A 21579-nucleotide genomic window follows, 5' to 3' on the forward strand; every position below is an offset into this window, starting at 1 on the left:
TTACCTGAAGCGTGTTTAACCATTCCTTCCTGGCGTCGGAGTAGCCCTGAATGCATTTACCGTCCTATCCATAATGACCTGTGCGTCACTTCCTGAATCAAGAACCGTATTTTGAAACGCCGCGCTTTCCACCAGCACGGTTATCACCTCAAGTTCCCGCAATTCACCGGCCGTCAGCAGCGCCCCCACCTGTGCGGAGAAACAGGAGCCGGCTTCCGGGGCCTGCGTCCCCGGTATCTGCGTGTCCTGGCCCTCCTGTGTTTCTGCAGTCTGTACCTCTGGCCCTTCTGCGGCCTGTACCTCCGGCCCTTCTGCGGCCTGTACCTCCGGCCCTTCTGCGTCCTGGCCCTCCGGCCCTTCTGCGGCCTGGCCCTCTGGCCCTTCTGCGGCCTGTATCTCCGGCCCTTCAGTGGTGGCAACAATATGATTATCTGAAATATAATTCCCCTTGCCCGAAACAACGCGTATGATTACAGGTGCTGCACCGGACGGTTTAATATACCGGGTATCTATGGTTTCTGAAATATGATTGGCAATGATGGAATTATGGTTACCGCTGATATACAGGAGACCGTACAGGTCATCCAAACCATTATCATATCCCTGCATCGGGGCCCATGGTTCATGGTCCCGTAAAAAATGATTGGCAGAAACCAGGTTTTCCGAACATCCATCCTTAAATACCAGCATTCCCGGATAAAATGAATGGAAGCGGTTACCTGTAACACTGGAACGCATCACGCCTGCAAAGTGGACACTGCTTGTGCCACGGGGAAAAATATTGTTGGCCGTGACCAGAAGTCCTCCAAAATTCTGGGCATAGATTGAATACCCTTTATACCCGGCCCCTATGAGGTTATCGGTTATTTTTGATGCCTGCCCCGAACCGCGCAGTTCGATACAGTTGCCGCATTCAGCTATGAAATTATCATGTATTGTCAGTGCATCCGCGTGGTAACTGGTGATTCCGTGCTCTAAATACACAATCCCCATGCCCGTAATACGGAAGGAGTCCTGAGCGCTTGCGATATAGATACCTGTTTTTCCATTTGTATATGTATTTTCCGGGTCTGCTTTTCCTGAACCATCATCCACAAAATGAAGGCCGTCAATGCAGAAATCAGCAAACTCCACGGAACTGATTCTGGGATTCCCGCTGCGCTCCACATAAAATGCGGCTCCCGTCCATTCCCTGTCATCCTCCGTTGGGGAAATATCCACAAGTATGCGGCTTCCGCCCGGCCACAGCTCATGCCAATCTGCCCATTCAGCCTCCGGCGTGTTGAAACGTATGCTTGAAGATGTAAAACCATGTCCAGACCCCATGATTTTCAGATAGCTGATGTCGATGACCACCTGGGTGGCAAGATGATAATCACCCGGCGGGATATAAATCACTGCCCCCGGCTTTCCGCCTCCGTCATTATCAGAATCCCGTTGCCTTCTTTTGATATCTGCAATGATGCTGTTGATTACTTCCCCAATATCCTTATATGGATTGCCAACCGTCCATTCTGTTACGTCATAATAATTTATGCCAGCCATATCATTCCCTCCGTATCATCCATACTCAATCTAATCCGCTTCTAATCATTTCCCCTAAAACAATCCTTCATTCCATAGGACTCATACTCCCGTATTACTGCCCTGCCGCCATATGTACGGATTAAAATCCGGTTCTGTGCGTTTCCGGCAAAAATATTATTGGCATGATTGTCCTGATACTCATTGGCAAAAATTTCAAGGGAACTCTGGTCTGATAGGATATGGATATCCAATTCCTTTTTTCCTTTCAGGAACATTGTGCTTCTGGAAACGCCCCTGCTCCACCCATCGGATGCATTCCTGTCCACAGACATCTGCGCATTTTTAAAATCAAACAGGCAGACTGTCTTTTTTCCCTCACCGCTGCGCAGGATTAATTCCAGCATATCTGCATCTGTTTCCTCAAGGTCAATCTTCATCTTCAGTTCAAATGCCACGCCGTCCCCGGCTTTCAGTTCGGCCTCTGTCTCTGTTACCACAAACATATCCTGGTATATCGGATCCTGCCTTAAGATTTCTGTCTCGGCAACCGGAAGGAACTGCAATGTTCCATTCTCCATCATCCTGACTTCCCTTGGAATATTGAAAAAACCGCACCAGCCTTCCTTGTACGTCGGTCCCCAGTCCTTCCATAACGGCATCCACTCCCATTCATTGGCCCATCCTATGATGATCCGCCTTCCATCCGGCGCCAGGAAGGACTGGGGCGCATAATAGTCAAATCCCCAATCAACCTCACCGCTTATATAATGACTGAACCTGCCTGTCTGATAATCAAAATCCCCCACCAGATACACAGAGGTATGTTCACCCACACCCATGGGCGAAAACATCAGGACATATTTATCACCCATGGGATAAAAGTCCGGGCATTCCCACATATGCCCCCATTCCCCGCGGCTCTCGGCCAGTACGTTGAAAAAGGTCCAGTGGAACATGTCATCCGACCGGTAAAGCAGCGCCTGCGCCTTATGGTCCCGGCTTGCGCCGCATACCATATAATAAGTATCCCCATGCTTCCATACCTTTGAGTCCCTGAACTGATTCACCGGAACACCCTTTGGGGCTGTCAGGACCGGGTTTCCCTCATATTTTTCAAAATGAATCCCGTCCTCGCTGTATGCAATGCACTGTGTCTGCCCAACCCCATCGCCTTCATTGGCAGCCCCCGTATACATCAGGAACAGCTTGCCATCATGCTGGGCCGCACTGCCGGAAAAGCATCCGCCCCGGGGATGGTCATCATATGTCTCACTGGGCGCCAATGCCAATGGCAGATACTCCCAGTGCATCATATCGTCACTGATTGCATGTCCCCAGTGGATACTGCCCCAGAATCCCTCATATGGATTATACTGATAAAAGATGTGATATTTCCCACGGAAATAAATCAATCCATTGGGGTCGTTCAGCCATCCGGTCTGCGCCATGAAATGATAGCGCTGGCGCATTTTTCCATTTTTCACAATATTCTTTTTACTGTCTATCTCATGCTGGGCCTTTTCAATATTCTGCAGCATTAATTCTTTCGACATAAGACTCCTCCGCTTAACCTTTTACTGCCCCGGCCGTCATTCCCTGCACAATATACTTCTGGGCTGCAAGGGAGATGATCATCACCGGGAAACTGAACAAAAATGCTCCTGCACACATGGGTCCCAAATCCAAATTGTATGCCGACAGGAATCCTGCCAATCCAACCGTGAATGTCTTTGCATCCGTGCTGGTCAGCAGTAACGCAATGAGGAAATCATTCCATGCAAGGAACAAGGTAAATATGAATGCCGTGGCCAATCCCGGCTTACAGATTGGCAGGATGACCTTGCTAAATGTCTGTAAACTGCTTGCGCCGTCCACAAATGCAGCCTCATCCAGCGTTGTGGGGATCCCCTCATAAAAGCTTAACATGGTCCACATGACAAAGGGCATGTTAATGGCGGCATACACAATAACCAACGCAATCCTTGTATCATATAGGCCCAGATTACAAATCAGTTCATAAATCGGCACTACGATGCTTGAAGTAGGGATCATCTTTAAGCACAGGACCAGAACCACCAATACAATGGATAGCTTCGCACCCGAACGCTGGATTGCATATGCCGCAAGGGAGCCCAGGAACAATGCGATGATGGTGCTTGCCAGCGAAACACTCAAACTGTTTAACAGATATTTCAGCGCATCCATCCTTTGGAGCAGATCCGAGAAGCTTTCAACGGAAAATACCTTTGGGAAAAAGCTTGGCGGAACTGCAATCACTTCTGTTCCGGGTTTAAATGAACAACAAATGACATATATGTATGGGAAAAGCCAGCACACAGTAAGGATTACGGACAAACTGATTCCCAGCATTTTCCCAATCTCACCTTTTTTTACCACTTTTTTACACCTCCTGCCAACCGTTAGCGGCCCTGCTTCTTCGGGTTCCACAAGCTCTGCATGAATACCAGTGTGAATATGACTAAGACTGCAATAAATACCACTGCCATCGCACTTGCATAACCGGTGTCATTATACCGGGTCAGGGTCTTGTAGATAATGATGCTGATTGTTTCTGAAGAGCGGTTGGGACCGCCTTCCGTCATTGCCCAGATAATGTCAAAGGTTCTGGCGGCGTCAATGATCCTCACTGACAGGGCAGTCAGTAAAACCGGTTTGATTACGGGAAGCTTAATCGTAAATACCTGCGCAAGCATACCTGCCCCGTCTATTCTGGCGGCTTCTAACATGCTGGTATCCAGCCCCTGCAATCCGGCCAGTATCATCAGCATCATAAACGGTGTCGTGAGCCAGATATCCGCAATGCAGCATGCAAGTAAGGACCATCTTTCGTCTGCCAGCCAGAGAATATCGCTGCTGCTTGATAAAATCCCAATCCTCGTCAAAAGCTCGTTGATGATGCCAAAGCTGGAGCTCATCATTAATTTCCAGGTAAGGCCGGCCACCAACGGCGCTATCATCAGAGGCGCCATCATGAATGAACGGATGATTTTACTTCCTTTATAATCCAATTCAAAAAATAGGGCAAACAGTAAACCAACCACTGTCTCAACACCAACGGCTACTACAATATAAATCAAGGTATTCCTTAACTGTTTTAAAAAACCTCCAGCGGTAAATGCGCGGATATAATTATCCAGGCCGACCAATGATTTACTGCCTGTAATCCCGATTTCATAGAAACTGTCAATTACCATTGTAATGATTGGATATATGAGAAATGCGCCCATAAAAAGTGCACCCGGCAGGAAGAATAATAATAAAGTTTTTCTTGAAATCAATCTCATTCCCATTTACCACCTTTTAAAAGACTATCTGCCAATTTATCTGCCAATTGATTCAATTTCAGTCTTTGCCGCCTCCAATGTGGCGTTTACATCTGCCCCGCCTAAACTGGACTCTACAACGCCAATGAGAACCTCTTCAATCTGTGACCACGTAGTCACCATGGGTCTTGCCTGTGACTGCGGCGCGCTTAATGTTTCAAGGACCGCTGCTGTATGCTCATTGCCAGCTTCCTTTCCGGCTTCTTCATATACGGAGGTCCTTCCGGCAATCTTTAAGGTGAGATTCATGTAGTCTGCATTGTGGCCATACATGAATTCAACGTATTTTTTAGCCATCTCCTTATTTTCGGAATTCTTCATGACACATTCATACCAGGGGCCTGTTGTTGCCCCAATGCCCGCGCTGCCGCCAATCATCGGCGCACAGCCTACCTTATCCGCCCCAAGGGCCTTTACTGCGGCCGGGTACTGATGGCTCCAGTTGAGCTGCATTGCGGTTTTTCCGTTGGTAAAAAGTTCCTGGGACTCCGTGGCAGCCGTTGCCAGTGAATCTGCCGGTGTATAATCTGCACCTGCATTCCCAACCATGAAATTCAGTGCGTCCACATATGCCTGGTCCGTAATGTTCACATTGCCGTCCTTATCAAACACCAGTCCTTCGGCGCCTGCCTGGCATGCGAAATCCAGGAATGAACATACGGCGTCGGAACCGCTGCCGAAAACAGTGGTGCCGCTCATGTCGTCTGTCTTCAGTTCCCTGGCAAGGGTCTGGTACTCCTCCCATGTGGTTGGGACCTTCTCCTCCGGAATAAGGTCTTTTCTGTAAATCAGTATCTTCGCATTCACCCACATGGGATATCCAAGGAGATTGCCGTCGATGGTCCCGCTCTCCTGTAAGGTGGGAAGAAAATCACTTGTATCCGCATCATTCACCGCTTCTATGGCGTCTGCAAAGGCTGCCAGCCAGACCACATCCATACAGGCCACGTCATGTGCCGCCTGCTTGGCTTTAATCTCCGTGGAAAGTTTGTCATACATTCCCGTGTAAGCCACCGCATCGATGATTACCTCGCACCCGGTTTCTTCCTTAAATGCCTCTGCTGTCTCTTTTGCAAGGGCTTCTGCGGGGGAACCGCTTTCCACCAGAATCGTGATGCTGTTCTTATCTGCTTTCCTGGACCCGCCTGCGCTGTTGTTTGAGCCGCATCCAACTACCATTGTCCCTGCCATTGCTGCTGCAAGCATGATACTGAGAATCTTCTTTTTCATTGTTCTCCTCCTCTGTTTTGATTTAATGATGAATGACTTTTTACCCAGGTGGAACCCGTTCCACATTTGTGAAAAATTATGTGCCTTATTTGTTTTCCGGAAATGGAACCCGTTCCATGTTTGTGAAAAAAAATAAGGCAACTGCTTTCTATAAACACATTATACGCCCTGTTTTGCATAAGTCAATACTATTTTTCACTTCAGGCTTCACTTTGTTTATAATACAAGAAAATATCCAGGCCGTTTTGTGCACTTTTAACATTCATACTATAGTTGACCCTCCTTTGCGCAACTCCACTTCGAGGCTTACCTGCTTATTTTTATAAACTTTTCCATTTACCAGGTTACAGACAAGCCGCACAGACTCTTTTGCAAGTTCTTCAATCGGCTGGACGATTGCCGTAAGGGACGGCTCCACCATCTCCGTGATGAAAGTGCCGTCATATGCCACGAACTTCACATCCTCCGGGACCCTGCGGTGTCTTCTTATGGTTTCATTCATGCATTCGATGACCGGTCTGTCCACGCCAAATACACCGTCAAATTCGATTCCCTTTGCGAATACGTCTTTCACGGCTTTCTTGTAATATTCTGAATCCAGACGGTTCCTGCCCAGTTCATAATCATACGTATATATCCCATTCTCCTTCATGATACGGGCAAATTCAAAATGCCTGTCATGATATGGTGATTCCACCGTTACCTTGCCGCGGAAATGAAGCACCTTCCTGCATCCGTTATCAATCAGTGTCTTCGCTGCAAGCCTTCCGCCCTCTTTGTGGTTCACTGCGATAACAGGGATATCCTCACCCAGATACCTGTCCAATGCAACAATCGGTTTATGGATTTTCCTGTACTCTTCCACTGCCAGTGAATGGGCTCCTGTAATGACACCATCCACGATATGCCGGTTCAGCATATCCAGATATTCCAACTCCGCATTAAATTCCTTTTCCGTGGTGCAGAGCATCATCTTAAAGCCGGCCTTATATAGTTCAGACTCCACATGGTCAACGAATTCCGCAAAGAACGGATTGGATGCATTTGGCACAAGGACCGCTATGATTCCCGTCCTCTTATGATACAGATTCCTTGCAAGCTCGTTCGGCGTATAATCCAATGTCTTCATGGCTGCTTCGATTCTGCTGCGTGTCTCATCCGAAACATATCCGCTGTCATTCAACATTCTGGATACCGTTCCAAGACCTACATTAGCCAGCTTGGCAACATCCCTCATACTTGCCATATATTCACCTCCTCTGTCTCTTACTTACATTTTAATTGCTTTTGATTAAAAGTCAATTAAATCTTCCAGGGCCTCAAAATATGATCCGTCTACAAATCCACGGCGGACCTGGCAAACCGCACGGTCCTGCCCTCGCCTGGTCAGGATCAGGCATGTGGCGGTTCCTAGGATTCTTTTATCTTTTCCTCCAAAATCCTAATTTCTTAACAGCCTTCAAATTTGACAAAAACCCCAGGAGGTTTCTCTCCCAGGGCCTTGAGTTTCAAATTTATAATATCCCAAAATGTGCAAATGCTTCCGTGGCCGACATTCCTTCCTCAATCGCCTTACGGACCCTCTTTTCACCAGCAGCTTTTTCCAGTGCTTTTTCAATCACTTCCTCATGTACCTGCCTGGGGATTACAAGAACGCCATCTATATCCCCAAATATAATATCCCCGTCCATAACCGTCACCTGTCCGATTTCAACCGGGCATCTGAACTCCAACACATATGTACGGATACTGGAGTCCTGCGCCCAGCATCCTTGACTAAAGACAGGAAAATCCTGCGCAAGGACCTGTGGTGTATCCCTATGGCAGCCATCGAGTACTGCCCCGGACGCTCCCCTCATTTTTGCTGCTGCTGTCAAAAGTTCTCCCCATAAAGCGCTGTTATGCGCGCCGGTGGCAATATATATCTCATTCTTTTCCAGCTGGTCCAGGGCTTCCGTCAGCAGGCCAAATGGTTTTTTCTGCGGGCTGAACACATCGCATTCCAAAACCGTACACGCCTTCCCCGCCAGTTTCATATGCTCCTTCAGCGGCCGTATATACTGCGGCAGGAACTGATGTGTATATCCCATCACGTCCAGGATGTCCCCCACTACCGGGGTATACAGTTTTTCCTTCATGAGGCTGAACATATCTTCCTCGTTATTCCAGCTTTTCATCTGATATCCTCCGTTTTAAACCATGTATTCATACATCAAAATATGCTTTCGCATTGTAAAAGCTGATATCTGAAATCATTTTTTTCAGTATGTCCTCATCCTCCGGAAATTCTCCCATTTCCACCCAATTTCCAACTAAATTGCACAAAATACGGCGGAAATATTCATGACGCGGATAGGACAGGAAGCTTCTGCTGTCTGTCAGCATTCCGATAAACCTGCCCAACAGCCCTTCGTTGGCAAGATTCTTCATCTGCTCTTCCATCCCGTCACGGTGATCCTGGAACCACCAGGCTGTTCCCATCTGAATCTTGGATGGAACACTGCTATCCTGGAAATTACCGGCCATGGTTGCCAGAACCATATTGTCCCGGTTATTGATGGAAAACAGGATGGTTTTCGGAAGCTGCCGTGTTTTTTCCAATTCATCCATATAGGCGGCCAGGGGAACCGCCAAGGGATGATCCCCGATTGAGTCAAATCCCGTGGCTTCCCCTACACAGGCTACCATCCTGGTATTGCGTGAACGGACCGGTCCCATATGAAGTTCCATTGCCCATTTCCTCCGGCTGTATTCCCGGCCCAGCCAGACCATCAGTGCTGACTTATAGGCATCCACTTCCTCCTGCCCCAAGTCTTCTCCTTCAATTGCCCTCCTAAAAATCTCCTCTGCCGCAGCTTCAGGAACCGGCGCCCACATAAACCGTTCAAACCCATGGTCTGCCGCCACACATCCACTTGCACCGAATGCATCCATCCTGATTTCTAACGCATTTTTCAAATCTTGAAAGCTGCGTATCTCCACACCGGACACGCTGCCAAGCTTTCTCATATAATCACGCCACGGTTTCTTTTCTATCTCCAGCGCACTGTCAGGCCTCATTGCAGGAAGTACTTTTACAGGAAAGCCCTCCTCTGCCAGCTTCCTATGATACTCCAGCGAATCGGCCGGGTCCTCTGTGGTACACATACCATAAACATTGGATGACATAATCAATCTTCTGGGTGTAAAACCGCCTGACTGTATGGCCGCATTGGCCTCCTCCCATATTTCCCGGCAGGTTGACGGTCCTAATACCTTATCAATATGAAAATACCGCTGCAATTCCAGATGGCTCCAATGATACAGGGGATTCCCCGCTGCATATGGCAGCGTTTCTGCATAGGCCTCAAACTTCTCATAATCACTGGCGCTTCCTGTAATCCGTTCTTCGCTGATTCCATTGGCCCTCATGGCCCTCCACTTATAATGGTCACCCCCCAGCCATAACTGGGCAATATTATCCGCTGGCCTGTTCTCATAGATTTCCCTTGCGCTCAGATGGCAGTGATAGTCGAATATGGGCAGGGTTTGCGCATATCGGTGATACAGTCTCTTAGCCGTATCATTATAAAGCATAAAATCTTCATCCATGAATCTCCTCATACCACTCCTCCTCATTCATCAGACGCCATATACAAGATTGGGCAGGAACAGCACAATCTGCGGGAAGAATACCAGGACAATCATCTCAAGCATGATTGCCAGAAAGAAGGGCAGGGCTTCTTTTGTATATTCCTCTATGGGACAGTCCAGTATCCCGCATACCGTATATAAGGCGGATCCCACGGGCGGAGTCATCACCCCCATGGTAACGATGGTGGCCATCAGTACTCCAAAGTGTACCGGATCAACTCCCAGTTTTGTTACCATTGGAAGGAAAATAGGCGTCAAAAGCAGGAAATTCACGTTACTGTCCAGGAACATCCCGGCAACAAACAGGAAAATCAGGATTACGATAACAAGAATCTGTGGATTCTCTGTAATTCCAAAAATAACTGACGCCAGCTTCTGCGGCAGGTTTACATACGTAACCGCATAGCTGAAAGGACCTGACAGTGTGATAATCAGCATTACCGCCGCAGTATCCATAAGGGAGGTCCTCAGCGCCCCTATAAATCCCTTAACCGTAAACTCGTGATATACAAATGCCCCAACCAGGATTGCATAGATAACAGCAAAGGCTCCTGCCTCAGAAGGCGTACAGACCCCGAAGCGGATTCCTACAATCAGGATGACAGGAAACATCAGCGCCCAGATGGATTCCCGCAGTCCATGCCATACCTCCCCCCATGTAATCCTCGGTATCTCTGGACCTGGCTTCTCAAATCCCTTTTTGGTGGATGTAATCTTCACTGTCAGCATTAATACAAACATCATGATGACGCCTGGTACTATTCCTGCACAAAACAGCCGTCCGATTGAAACCTCGCCGATAAAACCATATAGGATCAATCCAAGGCTGGGAGGTATGGTCGCTGTTATCAGGCCAGTCAGACAGTTAACTGCTGTAATATATCCTTTGCTATATCCGCGTTTCATCATTTCCGGGCCCAGAATCCTTGTCTCCATCGCGGCATCTGCCGTGGCGGACCCCGAGACCCCTCCCATCATTGTGCTCATGACAACCGACACCTGTGCCATACCGCCATACATGCGCCGTGTAAGAAGGGAAGCAAACTTAAGGATACGCTTGGTGATTCCTGACTCGTTCATCAAATTCCCGGCAAAAATAAAAAACGGGACTGCCAGGAAGGAATAGGACTGGGTCTGGGCTACAATTCTCTGAACCGTTATGGAAAATGGAATGTCCGGTGTCACGGCAAAAAATGCCAGGCCCGATATTCCTATTACAAAAGCAACGGGCATTCCTATTACAAGCAGAAACAAAAATGATACTAATAGCACTGACATTATGCATTTCCCCCTTCCATGCCTGCTGCTCCCCTGCCGGTCAGGCGCTTCACGGTTTCCCTGATTTTAAGGATGGCTGTCACTGTCATGAATACAGAAGAAACCGGAAGGCTCAGTGTAACATAGGAATAACTGATTGGAAGCGTCTGAAATGCGCGCTTCCAGCTATCTGCACTAAGTCTGAACCCAAAAATAATGAAAATGATAAATGCAATCAGGATAAGGACCTGAATCACAAGCGTCAGGCCATCCTGAACCCTATGGGGCATCTTTCTTGTGAGCAGGTCCAGGCCCACCAGTTTTCCCCGCCTGAACGCCACATCGGCTCCCAGGAATGCGGTCCAGGCCAAAAGCAGCTGCGACACATCAATGCTCCAGGCCAACGGATGCTGGATCAGCCTGGCAATGGCTGACAGAAATACCAGCAGCACCATGCTAAAGAAAAATACACAGCTTATGATTTCCTCCAGTTTACAAAAACCCCGGTATAATTTTTTCATCTGTATCCCTCCATAATTAAGCAGAAACAAAAGGCGGAGCCTGAAAAATCCATGCTTTCCACATTTTCCAGGGCTCCGCCCGCCGGTATGTTACCGGCCTTACCGGTTCCTACTTCATCTCAGCCATCAGCTGCTCCCTTACTTCCTTATATCCAAGCTTATCATATACAGGGGCGGTTGCCGCCTTAAATGCCTCGACATCCACATCATCATTAATGGTAACGCCATATTTTTCAACCATTTCCTTCTCATACTGCTCTGATAAGTCGGCGCATTTTGTCTGATATTCAGTGCCCACCTCCTTAAAGGTATCGGTAAACAGTTCCCTATATTCATCTGACAGGGAATCCCTGAACTTTGTCCCGGTGACAGCAGAACCAATGAGCTGGAAATGCTCTGTTTTATTAATATAGCTGCATACTTCCCACAGGCGTGTGGCATAGAAGGATGGGGTCTGAACCTCCGCACCATCCAATGCCTTCTGCTGAATGGAAGTGTACACTTCGCTCCAGCTCATAGGCGTTGCAACTGCTCCCATGGCATCCACGGAAGACGTACACAATTCATTTCCAATGGTCCGGATACGCTGCCCTGACAGATCCTCCGGTTTTTTCACTTCTTTGTTCAGGCAGAAGTTTCTGGTACCTGAAAACCAGTTGGATGTAACCAGCCAGATTCCCTGATCTGAGAATTCCTGTTCCCACTTAGCATATAAATCCGTTTCCATGATTTTATCCAGCTGGGTATAATCATCTAAAAGATACGGCATCTGAAGCATACCGTAATCTTTTACAAAGGATGCGAGACGGCTGGGATCGGATATGGTAAGGATAGCAGCTCCCTGCATCGCCTGTTCTGTTAAATCATCCGTATCCCCTAAGGCTGAACTTCCGTAGACTTCAGCCGTGAACCCACCTCCTGAAGCCTTTGACAACCGGTCTGCTACCTCATGAAGCGATTTGGTCTGGATATCCTCTTCCCCCTGGGTATTCCCAAACTTAATGGATACTTTTTCAACCGCTTCAGGCGCTTCTGTTTTTGTATCGTCTCCTTTTTTGTCACCTGCATCTGCCGCCTCTGTCCTGGCCTCCCCTGCTGCAGGCGCGCCTGTTCCCTTTGAACCGCATCCGGATAACATGGATACTGTCATTGCCGCCATAAGAACCATCACCATTCTCTTTTTCACTTTTTTTCCTCCTTGTTTGTTATGATAAATTTGCATCGTTTTCTAAATAAAATCAGAAACCGATTGAACATCCCCCGTCAACCATCAGCGCTGTTCCTGTCACAAATCTGGAAGCCGCTCCTGAAAGATATACTGCCGCCCATCCAACATCCTTTGGCAATCCATAGCATTCCATGGGCGTATGGCCCAGAATCTTTTTCTGGCGCTCCGGGTCTTTGTCTGTTGCCTGATGGAACATAGGCGTATCAATAAAGCCCGGTACAATTGCATTGACCCTTATGCCGTCTTTTGCAACTTCTCCTGATATGGTTTTTACCAGCCCCAGGACAGCTGCCTTTGCTGCGGAATAGGCAGTTACATTCGTCATTCCCATAACCGCGGACATGGACGAGATGAAAATGACACTCCCCTGCTTATTCGCCCTCATGTATGGAATCGCCGCCTGGGTAAGGGCGTAAGCGCCGAAGAGATGGACATCCAGTACGGACTGCAGATCCTCTCTTGTCACATCCTCCACAGCCTTTTTGCAATGTACCCCCGCATTGTTAATCAGGATATCCAGCCTTCCATAACGGTTTACGATTTCCTTTATGATTTCCCCTGCCCTGCCAGTATCCGTCACATCATATTCAATGCCGGCAGCGCTGTCACCCAGATGGGCACAGGCTTCATCCAATACCTGCCTGCGCCGTCCTGCTATCACCACCTGGGCGCCCGCTGCCGCAAGACACTCTGCCATGGCCAGTCCCAGACCGCTTCCCCCTCCCGTGATAAGTGCAACATGGCCTTTCAGTCCAAATGCTTCCATCATTCCGTCATTCATGTCTCCCCTCACCTTCTTCCAGTACATGCATCATCAGTCCCCGTTCCATCATCTGCATGGCAGACCTCATATATCCCAGTGCAAATGCCATTCCCGCATGCCATGGCGCACCGCATAATATTTCCGGCGTATGGTCCGGCACGATTACACCATCGAATCCGCACTGTTCCAACAGGGCCAGTGCTTTAAGCATATCAATGTCCCCGTCGTCGACAAATACTTCATTGTATTTAGGGACTTTCCCTTTTACATTCCTAAAATGTATATAGCTGATACGCTTTTGCCCGCCATATTGCCTTATGGCATCGTAGATATTTCCATGGGTCATCTCCTGGATACTGCCCATACAGAATTCCAATTTGTTGGATGGGCTGCTGCTGATATCAATTACCTTCTGATATAGCTCAGGCTGATATACCAGCCGGGGCGTCTGTCTCAACCCTTCAAATGGCGGATCATCCGGATGCAGGGCCATCTCCACCCCTGCCTCTTCAGCTACGGGAAGTATCTCCCTAAGGAAACGTTCCAGCCTGTCCCAAAGTTCTTCGGAAGAAACCGGAGCAATAGCGCTGCCGTCGGATTTGGCATAGGTCATATTCCAGATTTCTCCTTTTGGAATTGGTGAATCCACCTTAATCCTGGATGCGTCGAAACATGTCCCATACGCCCCGCCGCGGCATGAGCGTTCTTTCTGGTGCCCCCATACGCCTGCCAGACTGAAATTATATCCAAAGGAATGAATTCCTGCCTTCCCCGCATTGCATATGATTTCCTTAAGATGTTCCATCTGACGCGCCCTTTCCGGGCCATCCAGCAGGACATCATACCAGTCCGCCGGACTGAAATTCTCAATCCCATAAATAGTCAGGCCGTGCTGCCCCGCTTTTTCCTGAAGGGCAATCATCGAGTCTTCCTCCCAAATCCCTTCCAGGGCCTTTGCCTCCCCGTAATTCACTTTATCATTTGTTGCCGTGACAATCTGATTTGAATAGTAATCAGCCAGATGGACAATCAGATGGGTACAGCCACATTGCCTGGCAAAGGCAAAGTATTCATCTGTCAGCATATGGCGGTATAATCCCAATCCCAGTTTAATCTCAGCCATATATCCGTCCCCTTTCTCCGTTATGTCCCAAGTATACCGCAAAGCCTTTAAAAATACCTCTTGCATTTTATCAAATTTGTGCTATATATTGATATATAACAAAAAACAGGAGTATATTTTATGTTGAATATTATCAATGATATAAATCTCATAGACCCCCGCACCGAGTCACACTACCGCTTCCATACACAGCTTGACCCTTCCCAATATCCTCAGGTCCATGATTTCTATGAGATTGTCCTTGTAACTTACAGAAACCTGAACCTGCAGATATGCGGGAACCGTTTCACCCTGCAGCCCGGAGGGATGGCGTTAATCCGTCCCGGTGATATCCATTCCAAGTCAGGGAAGGACAATGCCCATATCAATCTGGCGTTTCCCTCCGCAACGATTGACGCACTGTTTGACTACCTATGCAATGAAAAAGAACGGGATGGTTTAAAACAGCTGCCCTACGTTCCTCCTGTCCAGCTAAGCCGACCGGAGCTTTTAAATATCCAGGAAAAGATGCAGCTGCTTAACACCATTCCCCCCAATGAATGTGAAAAAATCAGGACTACCCTGCGTAGCATACTCTTTGATGTGGTTACCCACTATTTCCTGCCCTCTTTACATTCCAATCATATCCACCAGTCCATTCCCCAATGGCTGGCTTCCGCCCTTACCCTGTGGCAGACTGGTGAACACCGCAGCGAGGGGCTGGATTTCTTCTGTGAACACACCGGATATAGTAAGGAACATATCTGCCGTACCTTTAAACGCTGTTTTGACATGGCGCCAACGTTTTACCTGAACAGGCAGAGGCTCAATTACGCCATCAACCTGCTTCTGCACTCAGACTATTCCGTGACAGATATTGCATACGAATCTGGTTTTTGCAGTCCCAGCCGTTTTTACCACACCTTCCGTAATACTTATGGAATCTCGCCAAAACAGTTTTGTTCACAGTATCATCCCTCCATATTACCTGAGCAGCCGTTAACACAATCTGATAATGAGCAAAGGAGTACTGCAGATAATGCTTGAAGTTCAATCCCTCACAAAATATTATGGGAAATCCATGGCAATTGAGGATATCAGCTTTTCCGTGGGCCGCGGAGAAATAGTAGGTCTCTTAGGCCATAACGGTTCCGGAAAATCCACAACCATGGGCATCATGACCGGATGCCTGGCCGCATCCTCGGGACAGGTCCTGATAGATGGGGCCGATATTGCAACAGATCCGGAACAAGCCAAAGGAAAGCTTGGATATCTTCCTGAGATTCCTCCTGTTTATCCTGACATGACGGTAGAAGAACAGTTGACATTCGCGTCACGGCTCCGGGCTATCCCCGCTGCTGACTGTCCTGATGCAGTGGATGATGCATGCAGGAAACTGAATATAACGGGTGTCAGACACCGTCTGATTGAAAACCTTTCAAAGGGCTATCGCCAGAGGGTGGGGTTTGCCCAGGCCATTCTCGGCAATCCTCCCCTCATCATTCTGGACGAGCCGACGGTCGGGATGGATCCCGGACAGATTATCGAGCTGCGCAATGTCATATCAGAACTGGGAAAAGAGCGTACCATCATACTCAGTTCCCATATCCTTTCCGAGATTACGGCTGTCTGCAGCCGTATCATCATACTAAGCAACGGCCATCTGGTTGCTGATGATACACCGGAAAGGCTGCTTCATACCGGAGATTCCGCCAGCCGTATTTACCTGTGTACTTCTGCGCTCCCGAAGATACTCCTTCCCCGTCTGGCCCATGAATGCGGCCTATGGAATGTGGAAAGCTGCGGGTCTGTCCTGGAAGGAAGATGGGATTATATCCTCTCCCCTGATGATGAAAGCCTTTTCTATCAGAAACTTCCTTTGCTGATCCAGGAAGCCGGGGCATCCATCTATGTACTGAAACCATTAGAGCAAGGGCTGGAACAGGTATTTCTGCAGCTTACCCAGGACAGACGTCATAAGGAGGCTTCCCATGAAAGCAATTTATCGTAAAGAGCTGGGCGGATATTTCCATACCATGTCCGGTTATGTTTATCTGTCCATATTCCTGATGATCAGCGGATATTACTTTGTGACTGGAAACCTGCTGTCAGGTAACGGGGATATGAAAAATTATTTTTCATCCATGGTCCAAGTGGGCATGTTCCTTCTTCCCATGCTGACCATGCGTTCTTTTGCAGAGGAACAGAAAACAGGAACCAACCAGCTTTTAATGTCCTCTCCCGTATCCGGCCCTGGAATTGTAACAGGGAAATTCCTGGCTGTCCTCACGGTCTTTGCCATCGGACAGTCTGTCAGCCTGATATATGGCGCAATTCTTGCCGCCTATGGACAATTTGACCCTTATCTCCTGTCAGGCAGCCTGGCCGGAACTATTTTGGCCGCATCGGCCTTCATATCCATTGGTCTGTTCATAAGTTCCGTCACTGACAGCCAGGTGGTGGCCGGGGTCATCAGCTACAGCATCCTTATGGGGTTATGGCTCATCGGATATATAGGAACCTTCCTGTCCTCATCCCCCCTCAAGGCGCTGGCTTCCTATCTGTCCTTATCATCGAAATTTGTGGAATTTTCCATGGGACTCCTGTCCTTGACCTCTGTCACCTATTACATCAGCATTGCTTTCCTGTTTCTCTTTTTTACCATATTGATGCAGGAACGGCGCCGCATCTGCTAGGAGGGGAATGAAATGAAACCATTCACATCGGCCTTTTATATCAAAAGTGCAGCATTACTGGCAGCCGCAGTTATGATACTGTCTAACATAGCCGCTGACCATGCTGAAAAACAATTCGGACTCAGGCTTGATATGACAGCCAGCCATTTCTACCATCTGACCGATACCACGAAGGACACAGTTTCATCCCTGACATCACCCGTTACCATAACCGTATTAAATTCCAGGGAAGCCTTTCTGCCAATTATGCGCGAAATCCTGGACCGGTATGATACCGCCGGTTCCAATCTGGAGGTAGGATATATAGACCCTTATATAAACCCTGCCATTGCAGAGGATTTAAAAAACAAAGGATATAGTGCCGCCATGGACAATATGGTTGTCTCCGGTCCCTCTGCAACAAAGGTCCTTGCGCTTGAGGATATGTTTACGACCGGCCCTTCCGGGACAGTTACCGGCATAGCCGCCGAACAGATGCTGACCAGTGCCATACTCTATGTTTCACGGGAGCAGGTTGGAATTGTCAGTTTTTCTGACGGACATGGCGAAAAGCCCTCCGATGCCCTCATCAACCTTTTTGAACAGAATAACTACTATATTGACCATACAGCGCTATCCCTTCAGGATATTCAGGAGGATACCTCCCTGTTTATTCTCGCCGCACCATCCAGGGACTTTTCCGATATGGAGATTGGGAAATTAGAGCAGTACCTTACATGCGGAGGCCGGATTCTGGCCTTCCTTCCACCAGATACCGCTGAACTTCTTCCCACACTCTCCGGTTATCTGGAAGAATGGGGGATTGGGACAACCAATGGGATAATAGAGGATTCCAGGCTTAATGCGGATGCAAATGCAACCCATATCGTACCTGTCTATGCTTCCCATCCCATAAACCAGACATTAGGGAACTCCCGTATCTACCCCATCCTCCCTGTCTGTACGCCATTAAACCAGCTTTTCATCCGGCAAGGTACTGTGACTACATCCAAAATACTTTATTCTTCACCCAATGCAACGGTTAAAAACACCCAAAAGAGCGGAGGAAATGGCCCTTTTACCCTCGCGCTCTCTGCTGAAAAGCAATTGTCAGCCGGTAATACCGCCCGGATGATAGTCATCGGCAGCAAAGGAATTTATAACGATTTCCAGATGGATTCACCCAGCACTGCTAACCGTGACTTTCTTTTACAGGCCGTAAACTGGTGTACTGAAACTGATTTTCAACTGAACATACCGGTAAAATCCCTGGACCAGAAGCCCATAACCGTATTATCCTATCAGGGGGCTGTTATGACTGCTGTATTCATCATGGTCCTTCCAGCCAGTGTTTTCATAACCGGTATATGCATCCGCAGGCGGAGGAAACATCTATGAGTACAATCAAAAAATGGAATCATGTATTGTCCGGCCTGTCCATAGGCCTTGTCTTCCTGCTGCTGTTTCTCTTGTTCCATTCCAGCCAGGGCCACCTGGACAGCCCTGAACTACCGCCTATAACAGATTTCCCTGTAAGCAGCATCAATGCCATTGCCATCAACCACTCCACTGATTCAATCGGATTGATTCTGCATCCGACCGGAATTGAACTCCTTAATCAGGCGTCAGATGGTTACTCCCAGCAAAAGCTTTCTGCCCTTGTATACAAAATATGCCATCTGTCCGCATTGCGGATCATTCACCCCTCACAGGATACAGATTACTCTTTATCCCAATATGGACTTGATACCCCCTCTTCATCCATCAGTCTGATTCCCGCCCAGGGGGAAACCATGCGGTTCTATCTTGGTAATAAGAATCCAATCGATGGCTCCTGTTATGCAAAGACGGAACATGATGACACCGTTTATCTTATCAGCCCGGATGATACCTCCATGTTAACCCAGTCCCTTTCCCAGCTCAGGATTTTAGATTTATATCCCCCGCTTGCAGCGGACCAGCTTGAAAAGCTTGAAAAGCTGCAGGTAACCTGTGACGGGCGCACGTGGTCCATCCTCCGGGGCGCCGATGATTCCGGAAGCCTCTATCACCTGTCAGAACCGGTACAGCTTCCTCTGGACTGGCAGACTGCTTATAAAAAAATAATGGAACCATTTCTAAAACTGGTTCCAGATACTTTCCTGTCTGATTTTGCATCACCAAGTGAATATGGTTTGGACCATCCATCCATAACCCTGACGGCCGTAATTGACGGAAACGAATACGTCTCTTACTTTTCACCTGCTGACGGCGACCGTTGGTACTGTATGTCCAGGCAAACTTCACAAATCTGCAGCATTCCCGCAGGGCTTGTAAGCTTCATGACACAGGACTATATGGAATTCTTAAGTAATTCCGTGTATTCCAGAAATCTGGCTGATATTTCCTCCTTAACCATCTCAAAGAATGGGGAATCGCAGGAAATCCAAATCTCAGGCGACGGCATTTATCTGGAAGGCAGGGCAGGGAACCAGGTTTATGATTACCAGATGCTGGCGGATTTCCATAAACACATCACTGCCATCCCCGCTGCCGGCCTGATGGAATCCTCTGATATAGTAAACACCGCCCCCTTCATGGCACTGACGTTTACCCTCCGCAATGGGCAGACTGATATTCTAGAGTTCCTTCCGGTCTCAGACCGTCTGTGTGCCATATCGGTAAACGGGAACATTGATTTTCTTACCTATACTTCCGTACTGCGGGATATCGTAACCTATTTTGAGGCCTTTACTGGAAAATCATTTGATGATTAACGCCCTCATACTCTCTGATCTGTCTGACGCGGAACACTCTGTTTTCAAAATGATGCTGGGCGGGGATATTAAACTTAAGTCAACCCCAAAAACAATCTATAACCAAAAGTCGGCCCTTCTTAAAAAGCTTCATTTGAAAAACCAGTCAGAATTGATTCATATATTTGGCGGTATGCGGTTTGACTAATGCACATGCCAAGATATCATAAAACTGGGGCGGGATTTTGACAAATCCCACCCCAACGATTGACAAAGGGCCGGAAAAACAGTTAATTCAACTTTTTTTCTCAGCCTCATCCGTCCCAACTGCCGTTGAATCGGATTGGCTGCCCCTTGTTTCGCTTGCCTGTAATGGAAAGCTGTGTTGTAAAATAACATCCGCTGTATTTTTTGGCTGATTTCCATAAAACCGTTCCTTAACACGTCTTGAAATCAATTCTACCCCTGCAGCATCCGCATCGGACACTAATACCAGATATTGACAACTGCTGTACTGCACAAATACATCATTTCTCCGCAAACTATCATGAATCTGGGTCTTCAGCAAGAGCATCTCCTGCTCCCGGTACTCTGGTTTCAGGATCCCCCCTTCCTTTTCTGTCAGTGTAAATAAGATAACATAAAAGGATTTCAAATCATCCTTATGACCCTGACGGCATAAGGCACGTTCCAGGAAGCGGTATATGCCTTGAAACACCTCATAGCTCAGATAATAAGCCCCTTCCACAGGAGTACTTTCCTGTAAATCATACCGAATGAGTTTCGTATCCATTTCAACCCTTTTGTTCAACCGATCAGCCATTTGAGATTTCGGCGCACGGACATGGTGAAGTGCCTGTTTATTTTGCAGCAATAACTTGTCAGCCCGGCTGAACATCTTTATGTAATCATCCCGCTCCATATAAACAGCGTCACCGAAGGACGCTGACAATGTAAAGTGTTTCGAGTTTTTTATCTTTATCTGTCCCAACCGTTTTTGTAACATCTGTCTTTTCTGTTCAAGTTCTTCCATATCCAGGGTATTGGGATAAAATATGACAAACTCATCCCCACCGGTGCGGGCCACCATATTATTCCCCATTGTTTTTTTCAGTATATAAGCTACATTCTGCAACAGTTCATCACCTGCAATATGCCCATACTGGTCATTGACATCTTTAAAATTATTCAAATCAAAGAGCAGCATGGCACCGCTATGTTTTGCGGCCAATGCCTCATTGATTTTCCGTTCAATCGTTATGCGGTTATATATTCCTGTCAGTCCGTCTAATTCTGACAATGCCTTTAATCGTTGATTTTCCTGCTGTAACTGTTCCTTTGATAATGATGTCTTAATGTTAAGATCTGTCCCTTCCCATAATGACTGCTTCATTCGCGCTCACGCTCCATTCCCACTGTGCCGGAACAAAAAACATTATCTTTATTTTACCACTGCTTTTTTAAATCGTCAATGTTATATGTAAACGGTAATTATTATTTGTAAACGGAATTTTATTGCTTTCATTCAATTGCAATCTAAGCAACATTGGATTATAATAAAAAT

General features: G+C 47.6%; 19 protein-coding genes. 5 read left to right on the top strand and 14 right to left on the bottom strand.

The annotated features are described in order from the left end of the window. Positions 1-15: 15 nt before the first annotated feature. From LK536_RS44870 to LK536_RS44930, 13 genes are all read right to left on the bottom strand, one after another. Positions 16-1545, bottom strand: coding sequence for a right-handed parallel beta-helix repeat-containing protein (locus tag LK536_RS44870; RefSeq protein ID WP_227796218.1), 1530 nt, complete (start codon positions 1543-1545; stop codon positions 16-18). A 41-nt stretch (positions 1546-1586) separates the two neighbouring features. After that, entirely contained in the window at positions 1587-3080 is a 1494-nt protein-coding gene (locus LK536_RS44875) for a glycoside hydrolase family 32 protein (protein ID WP_227796217.1), read from the bottom strand. Between the two features lie 13 nt (positions 3081-3093). Beyond that, positions 3094-3924, bottom strand: a complete 831-nt coding sequence (locus tag LK536_RS44880; protein WP_227796216.1) for a carbohydrate ABC transporter permease — start codon at positions 3922-3924, stop codon at positions 3094-3096. A 23-nt stretch (positions 3925-3947) separates the two neighbouring features. Then, positions 3948-4742: an ABC transporter permease subunit gene (locus LK536_RS44885; protein ID WP_506092165.1), complete on the bottom strand. Its 795-nt coding sequence runs from the start codon at positions 4740-4742 to the stop codon at positions 3948-3950. Positions 4743-4868: 126 nt separating this feature from the next. Beyond that, positions 4869-6101, bottom strand: coding sequence for an ABC transporter substrate-binding protein (locus LK536_RS44890; RefSeq protein ID WP_227796214.1), 1233 nt, complete (start codon positions 6099-6101; stop codon positions 4869-4871). A 262-nt stretch (positions 6102-6363) separates the two neighbouring features. After that, a complete protein-coding gene (locus tag LK536_RS44895) occupies positions 6364-7347 on the bottom strand; it encodes a LacI family DNA-binding transcriptional regulator (protein WP_008719049.1) in 984 nt (327 codons plus the stop codon). Positions 7348-7615: 268 nt separating this feature from the next. Beyond that, complete coding sequence (locus LK536_RS44900) at positions 7616-8278, bottom strand: RraA family protein (protein WP_025485967.1); 663 nt, start codon at positions 8276-8278, stop codon at positions 7616-7618. A 28-nt stretch (positions 8279-8306) separates the two neighbouring features. Continuing rightward, positions 8307-9704, bottom strand: a complete 1398-nt coding sequence (gene uxaC, locus LK536_RS44905; protein ID WP_008719052.1) for a glucuronate isomerase — start codon at positions 9702-9704, stop codon at positions 8307-8309. Between the two features lie 18 nt (positions 9705-9722). Further along, positions 9723-11012, bottom strand: coding sequence for a TRAP transporter large permease (locus tag LK536_RS44910; protein WP_025485965.1), 1290 nt, complete (start codon positions 11010-11012; stop codon positions 9723-9725). Continuing rightward, positions 11012-11512: a TRAP transporter small permease gene (locus tag LK536_RS44915; RefSeq protein ID WP_008719056.1), complete on the bottom strand. Its 501-nt coding sequence runs from the start codon at positions 11510-11512 to the stop codon at positions 11012-11014. The genes LK536_RS44910 and LK536_RS44915 overlap by 1 nt, the downstream gene beginning before the upstream one ends. 109 nt (positions 11513-11621) lie before the next feature. After that, positions 11622-12698 carry a C4-dicarboxylate TRAP transporter substrate-binding protein gene (locus tag LK536_RS44920; protein WP_025485964.1) on the bottom strand — a complete coding sequence of 359 codons (1077 nt, stop codon included), beginning with the start codon at positions 12696-12698 and terminating at the stop codon, positions 11622-11624. A 52-nt stretch (positions 12699-12750) separates the two neighbouring features. Next, entirely contained in the window at positions 12751-13521 is a 771-nt protein-coding gene (locus LK536_RS44925) for an SDR family NAD(P)-dependent oxidoreductase (protein ID WP_227796213.1), read from the bottom strand. Continuing rightward, positions 13514-14626 (bottom strand): mannonate dehydratase, encoded by a 1113-nt coding sequence (locus tag LK536_RS44930; protein WP_008719061.1) that lies wholly within the window; start codon positions 14624-14626, stop codon positions 13514-13516. The genes LK536_RS44925 and LK536_RS44930 overlap by 8 nt, the downstream gene beginning before the upstream one ends. Positions 14627-14746: 120 nt before the next feature. Between LK536_RS44930 and LK536_RS44935 the strand changes: the two genes are divergently transcribed. Genes LK536_RS44935 through LK536_RS44955 form a run of 5 tightly spaced genes read left to right on the top strand, consistent with a single transcriptional unit; the run spans position 14747 to position 20036 of the window. Continuing rightward, positions 14747-15652 (top strand): AraC family transcriptional regulator, encoded by a 906-nt coding sequence (locus LK536_RS44935; protein WP_227796212.1) that lies wholly within the window; start codon positions 14747-14749, stop codon positions 15650-15652. After that, positions 15645-16616 carry an ABC transporter ATP-binding protein gene (locus LK536_RS44940; protein WP_227796211.1) on the top strand — a complete coding sequence of 324 codons (972 nt, stop codon included), beginning with the start codon at positions 15645-15647 and terminating at the stop codon, positions 16614-16616. Before LK536_RS44935 ends, LK536_RS44940 begins: the two co-directional genes overlap by 8 nt. Continuing rightward, entirely contained in the window at positions 16597-17301 is a 705-nt protein-coding gene (locus LK536_RS44945) for an ABC transporter permease (protein ID WP_227796210.1), read from the top strand. Before LK536_RS44940 ends, LK536_RS44945 begins: the two co-directional genes overlap by 20 nt. 12 nt (positions 17302-17313) lie before the next feature. Next, entirely contained in the window at positions 17314-18678 is a 1365-nt protein-coding gene (locus LK536_RS44950) for a GldG family protein (RefSeq protein WP_227796209.1), read from the top strand. Continuing rightward, positions 18675-20036 carry a DUF4340 domain-containing protein gene (locus LK536_RS44955; protein WP_165443057.1) on the top strand — a complete coding sequence of 454 codons (1362 nt, stop codon included), beginning with the start codon at positions 18675-18677 and terminating at the stop codon, positions 20034-20036. The genes LK536_RS44950 and LK536_RS44955 overlap by 4 nt, the downstream gene beginning before the upstream one ends. Positions 20037-20310: 274 nt before the next feature. Here LK536_RS44955 and LK536_RS44960 read toward each other — a convergent pair whose 3' ends face one another. Further along, entirely contained in the window at positions 20311-21408 is a 1098-nt protein-coding gene (locus tag LK536_RS44960; protein WP_227796208.1) for a GGDEF domain-containing protein, read from the bottom strand. Positions 21409-21579: the final 171 nt, after the last annotated feature.

Source organism: Clostridium pacaense, assembly GCF_020709765.2.
GTDB lineage: Bacteria > Bacillota > Clostridia > Lachnospirales > Lachnospiraceae > Enterocloster > Enterocloster hominis.

Excerpts from the sequence above, each read along its gene's own strand:
- LK536_RS44930 (WP_008719061.1), bottom strand. The coding sequence starts at position 14,626 with ATGGCTGAGATTAAACTGGGATTGGGATTATACCGCCATATGCTGACA.
- LK536_RS44890 (WP_227796214.1), bottom strand. The coding sequence starts at position 6,101 with ATGAAAAAGAAGATTCTCAGTATCATGCTTGCAGCAGCAATGGCAGGG.
- LK536_RS44875 (WP_227796217.1), bottom strand. The coding sequence starts at position 3,080 with ATGTCGAAAGAATTAATGCTGCAGAATATTGAAAAGGCCCAGCATGAG.
- uxaC (WP_008719052.1), bottom strand. The coding sequence starts at position 9,704 with ATGAGGAGATTCATGGATGAAGATTTTATGCTTTATAATGATACGGCT.
- LK536_RS44885 (WP_506092165.1), bottom strand. The coding sequence starts at position 4,742 with ATGGTAATTGACAGTTTCTATGAAATCGGGATTACAGGCAGTAAATCA.
- LK536_RS44915 (WP_008719056.1), bottom strand. The coding sequence starts at position 11,512 with ATGAAAAAATTATACCGGGGTTTTTGTAAACTGGAGGAAATCATAAGC.
- LK536_RS44955 (WP_165443057.1), top strand. The coding sequence starts at position 18,675 with ATGAGTACAATCAAAAAATGGAATCATGTATTGTCCGGCCTGTCCATA.
- LK536_RS44925 (WP_227796213.1), bottom strand. The coding sequence starts at position 13,521 with ATGAATGACGGAATGATGGAAGCATTTGGACTGAAAGGCCATGTTGCA.
- LK536_RS44895 (WP_008719049.1), bottom strand. The coding sequence starts at position 7,347 with ATGGCAAGTATGAGGGATGTTGCCAAGCTGGCTAATGTAGGTCTTGGA.
- LK536_RS44960 (WP_227796208.1), bottom strand. The coding sequence starts at position 21,408 with ATGAAGCAGTCATTATGGGAAGGGACAGATCTTAACATTAAGACATCA.
- LK536_RS44950 (WP_227796209.1), top strand. The coding sequence starts at position 17,314 with ATGAAACCATTCACATCGGCCTTTTATATCAAAAGTGCAGCATTACTG.
- LK536_RS44945 (WP_227796210.1), top strand. The coding sequence starts at position 16,597 with ATGAAAGCAATTTATCGTAAAGAGCTGGGCGGATATTTCCATACCATG.
- LK536_RS44900 (WP_025485967.1), bottom strand. The coding sequence starts at position 8,278 with ATGAAAAGCTGGAATAACGAGGAAGATATGTTCAGCCTCATGAAGGAA.
- LK536_RS44910 (WP_025485965.1), bottom strand. The coding sequence starts at position 11,012 with ATGTCAGTGCTATTAGTATCATTTTTGTTTCTGCTTGTAATAGGAATG.
- LK536_RS44935 (WP_227796212.1), top strand. The coding sequence starts at position 14,747 with ATGTTGAATATTATCAATGATATAAATCTCATAGACCCCCGCACCGAG.
- LK536_RS44870 (WP_227796218.1), bottom strand. The coding sequence starts at position 1,545 with ATGGCTGGCATAAATTATTATGACGTAACAGAATGGACGGTTGGCAAT.
- LK536_RS44940 (WP_227796211.1), top strand. The coding sequence starts at position 15,645 with ATGCTTGAAGTTCAATCCCTCACAAAATATTATGGGAAATCCATGGCA.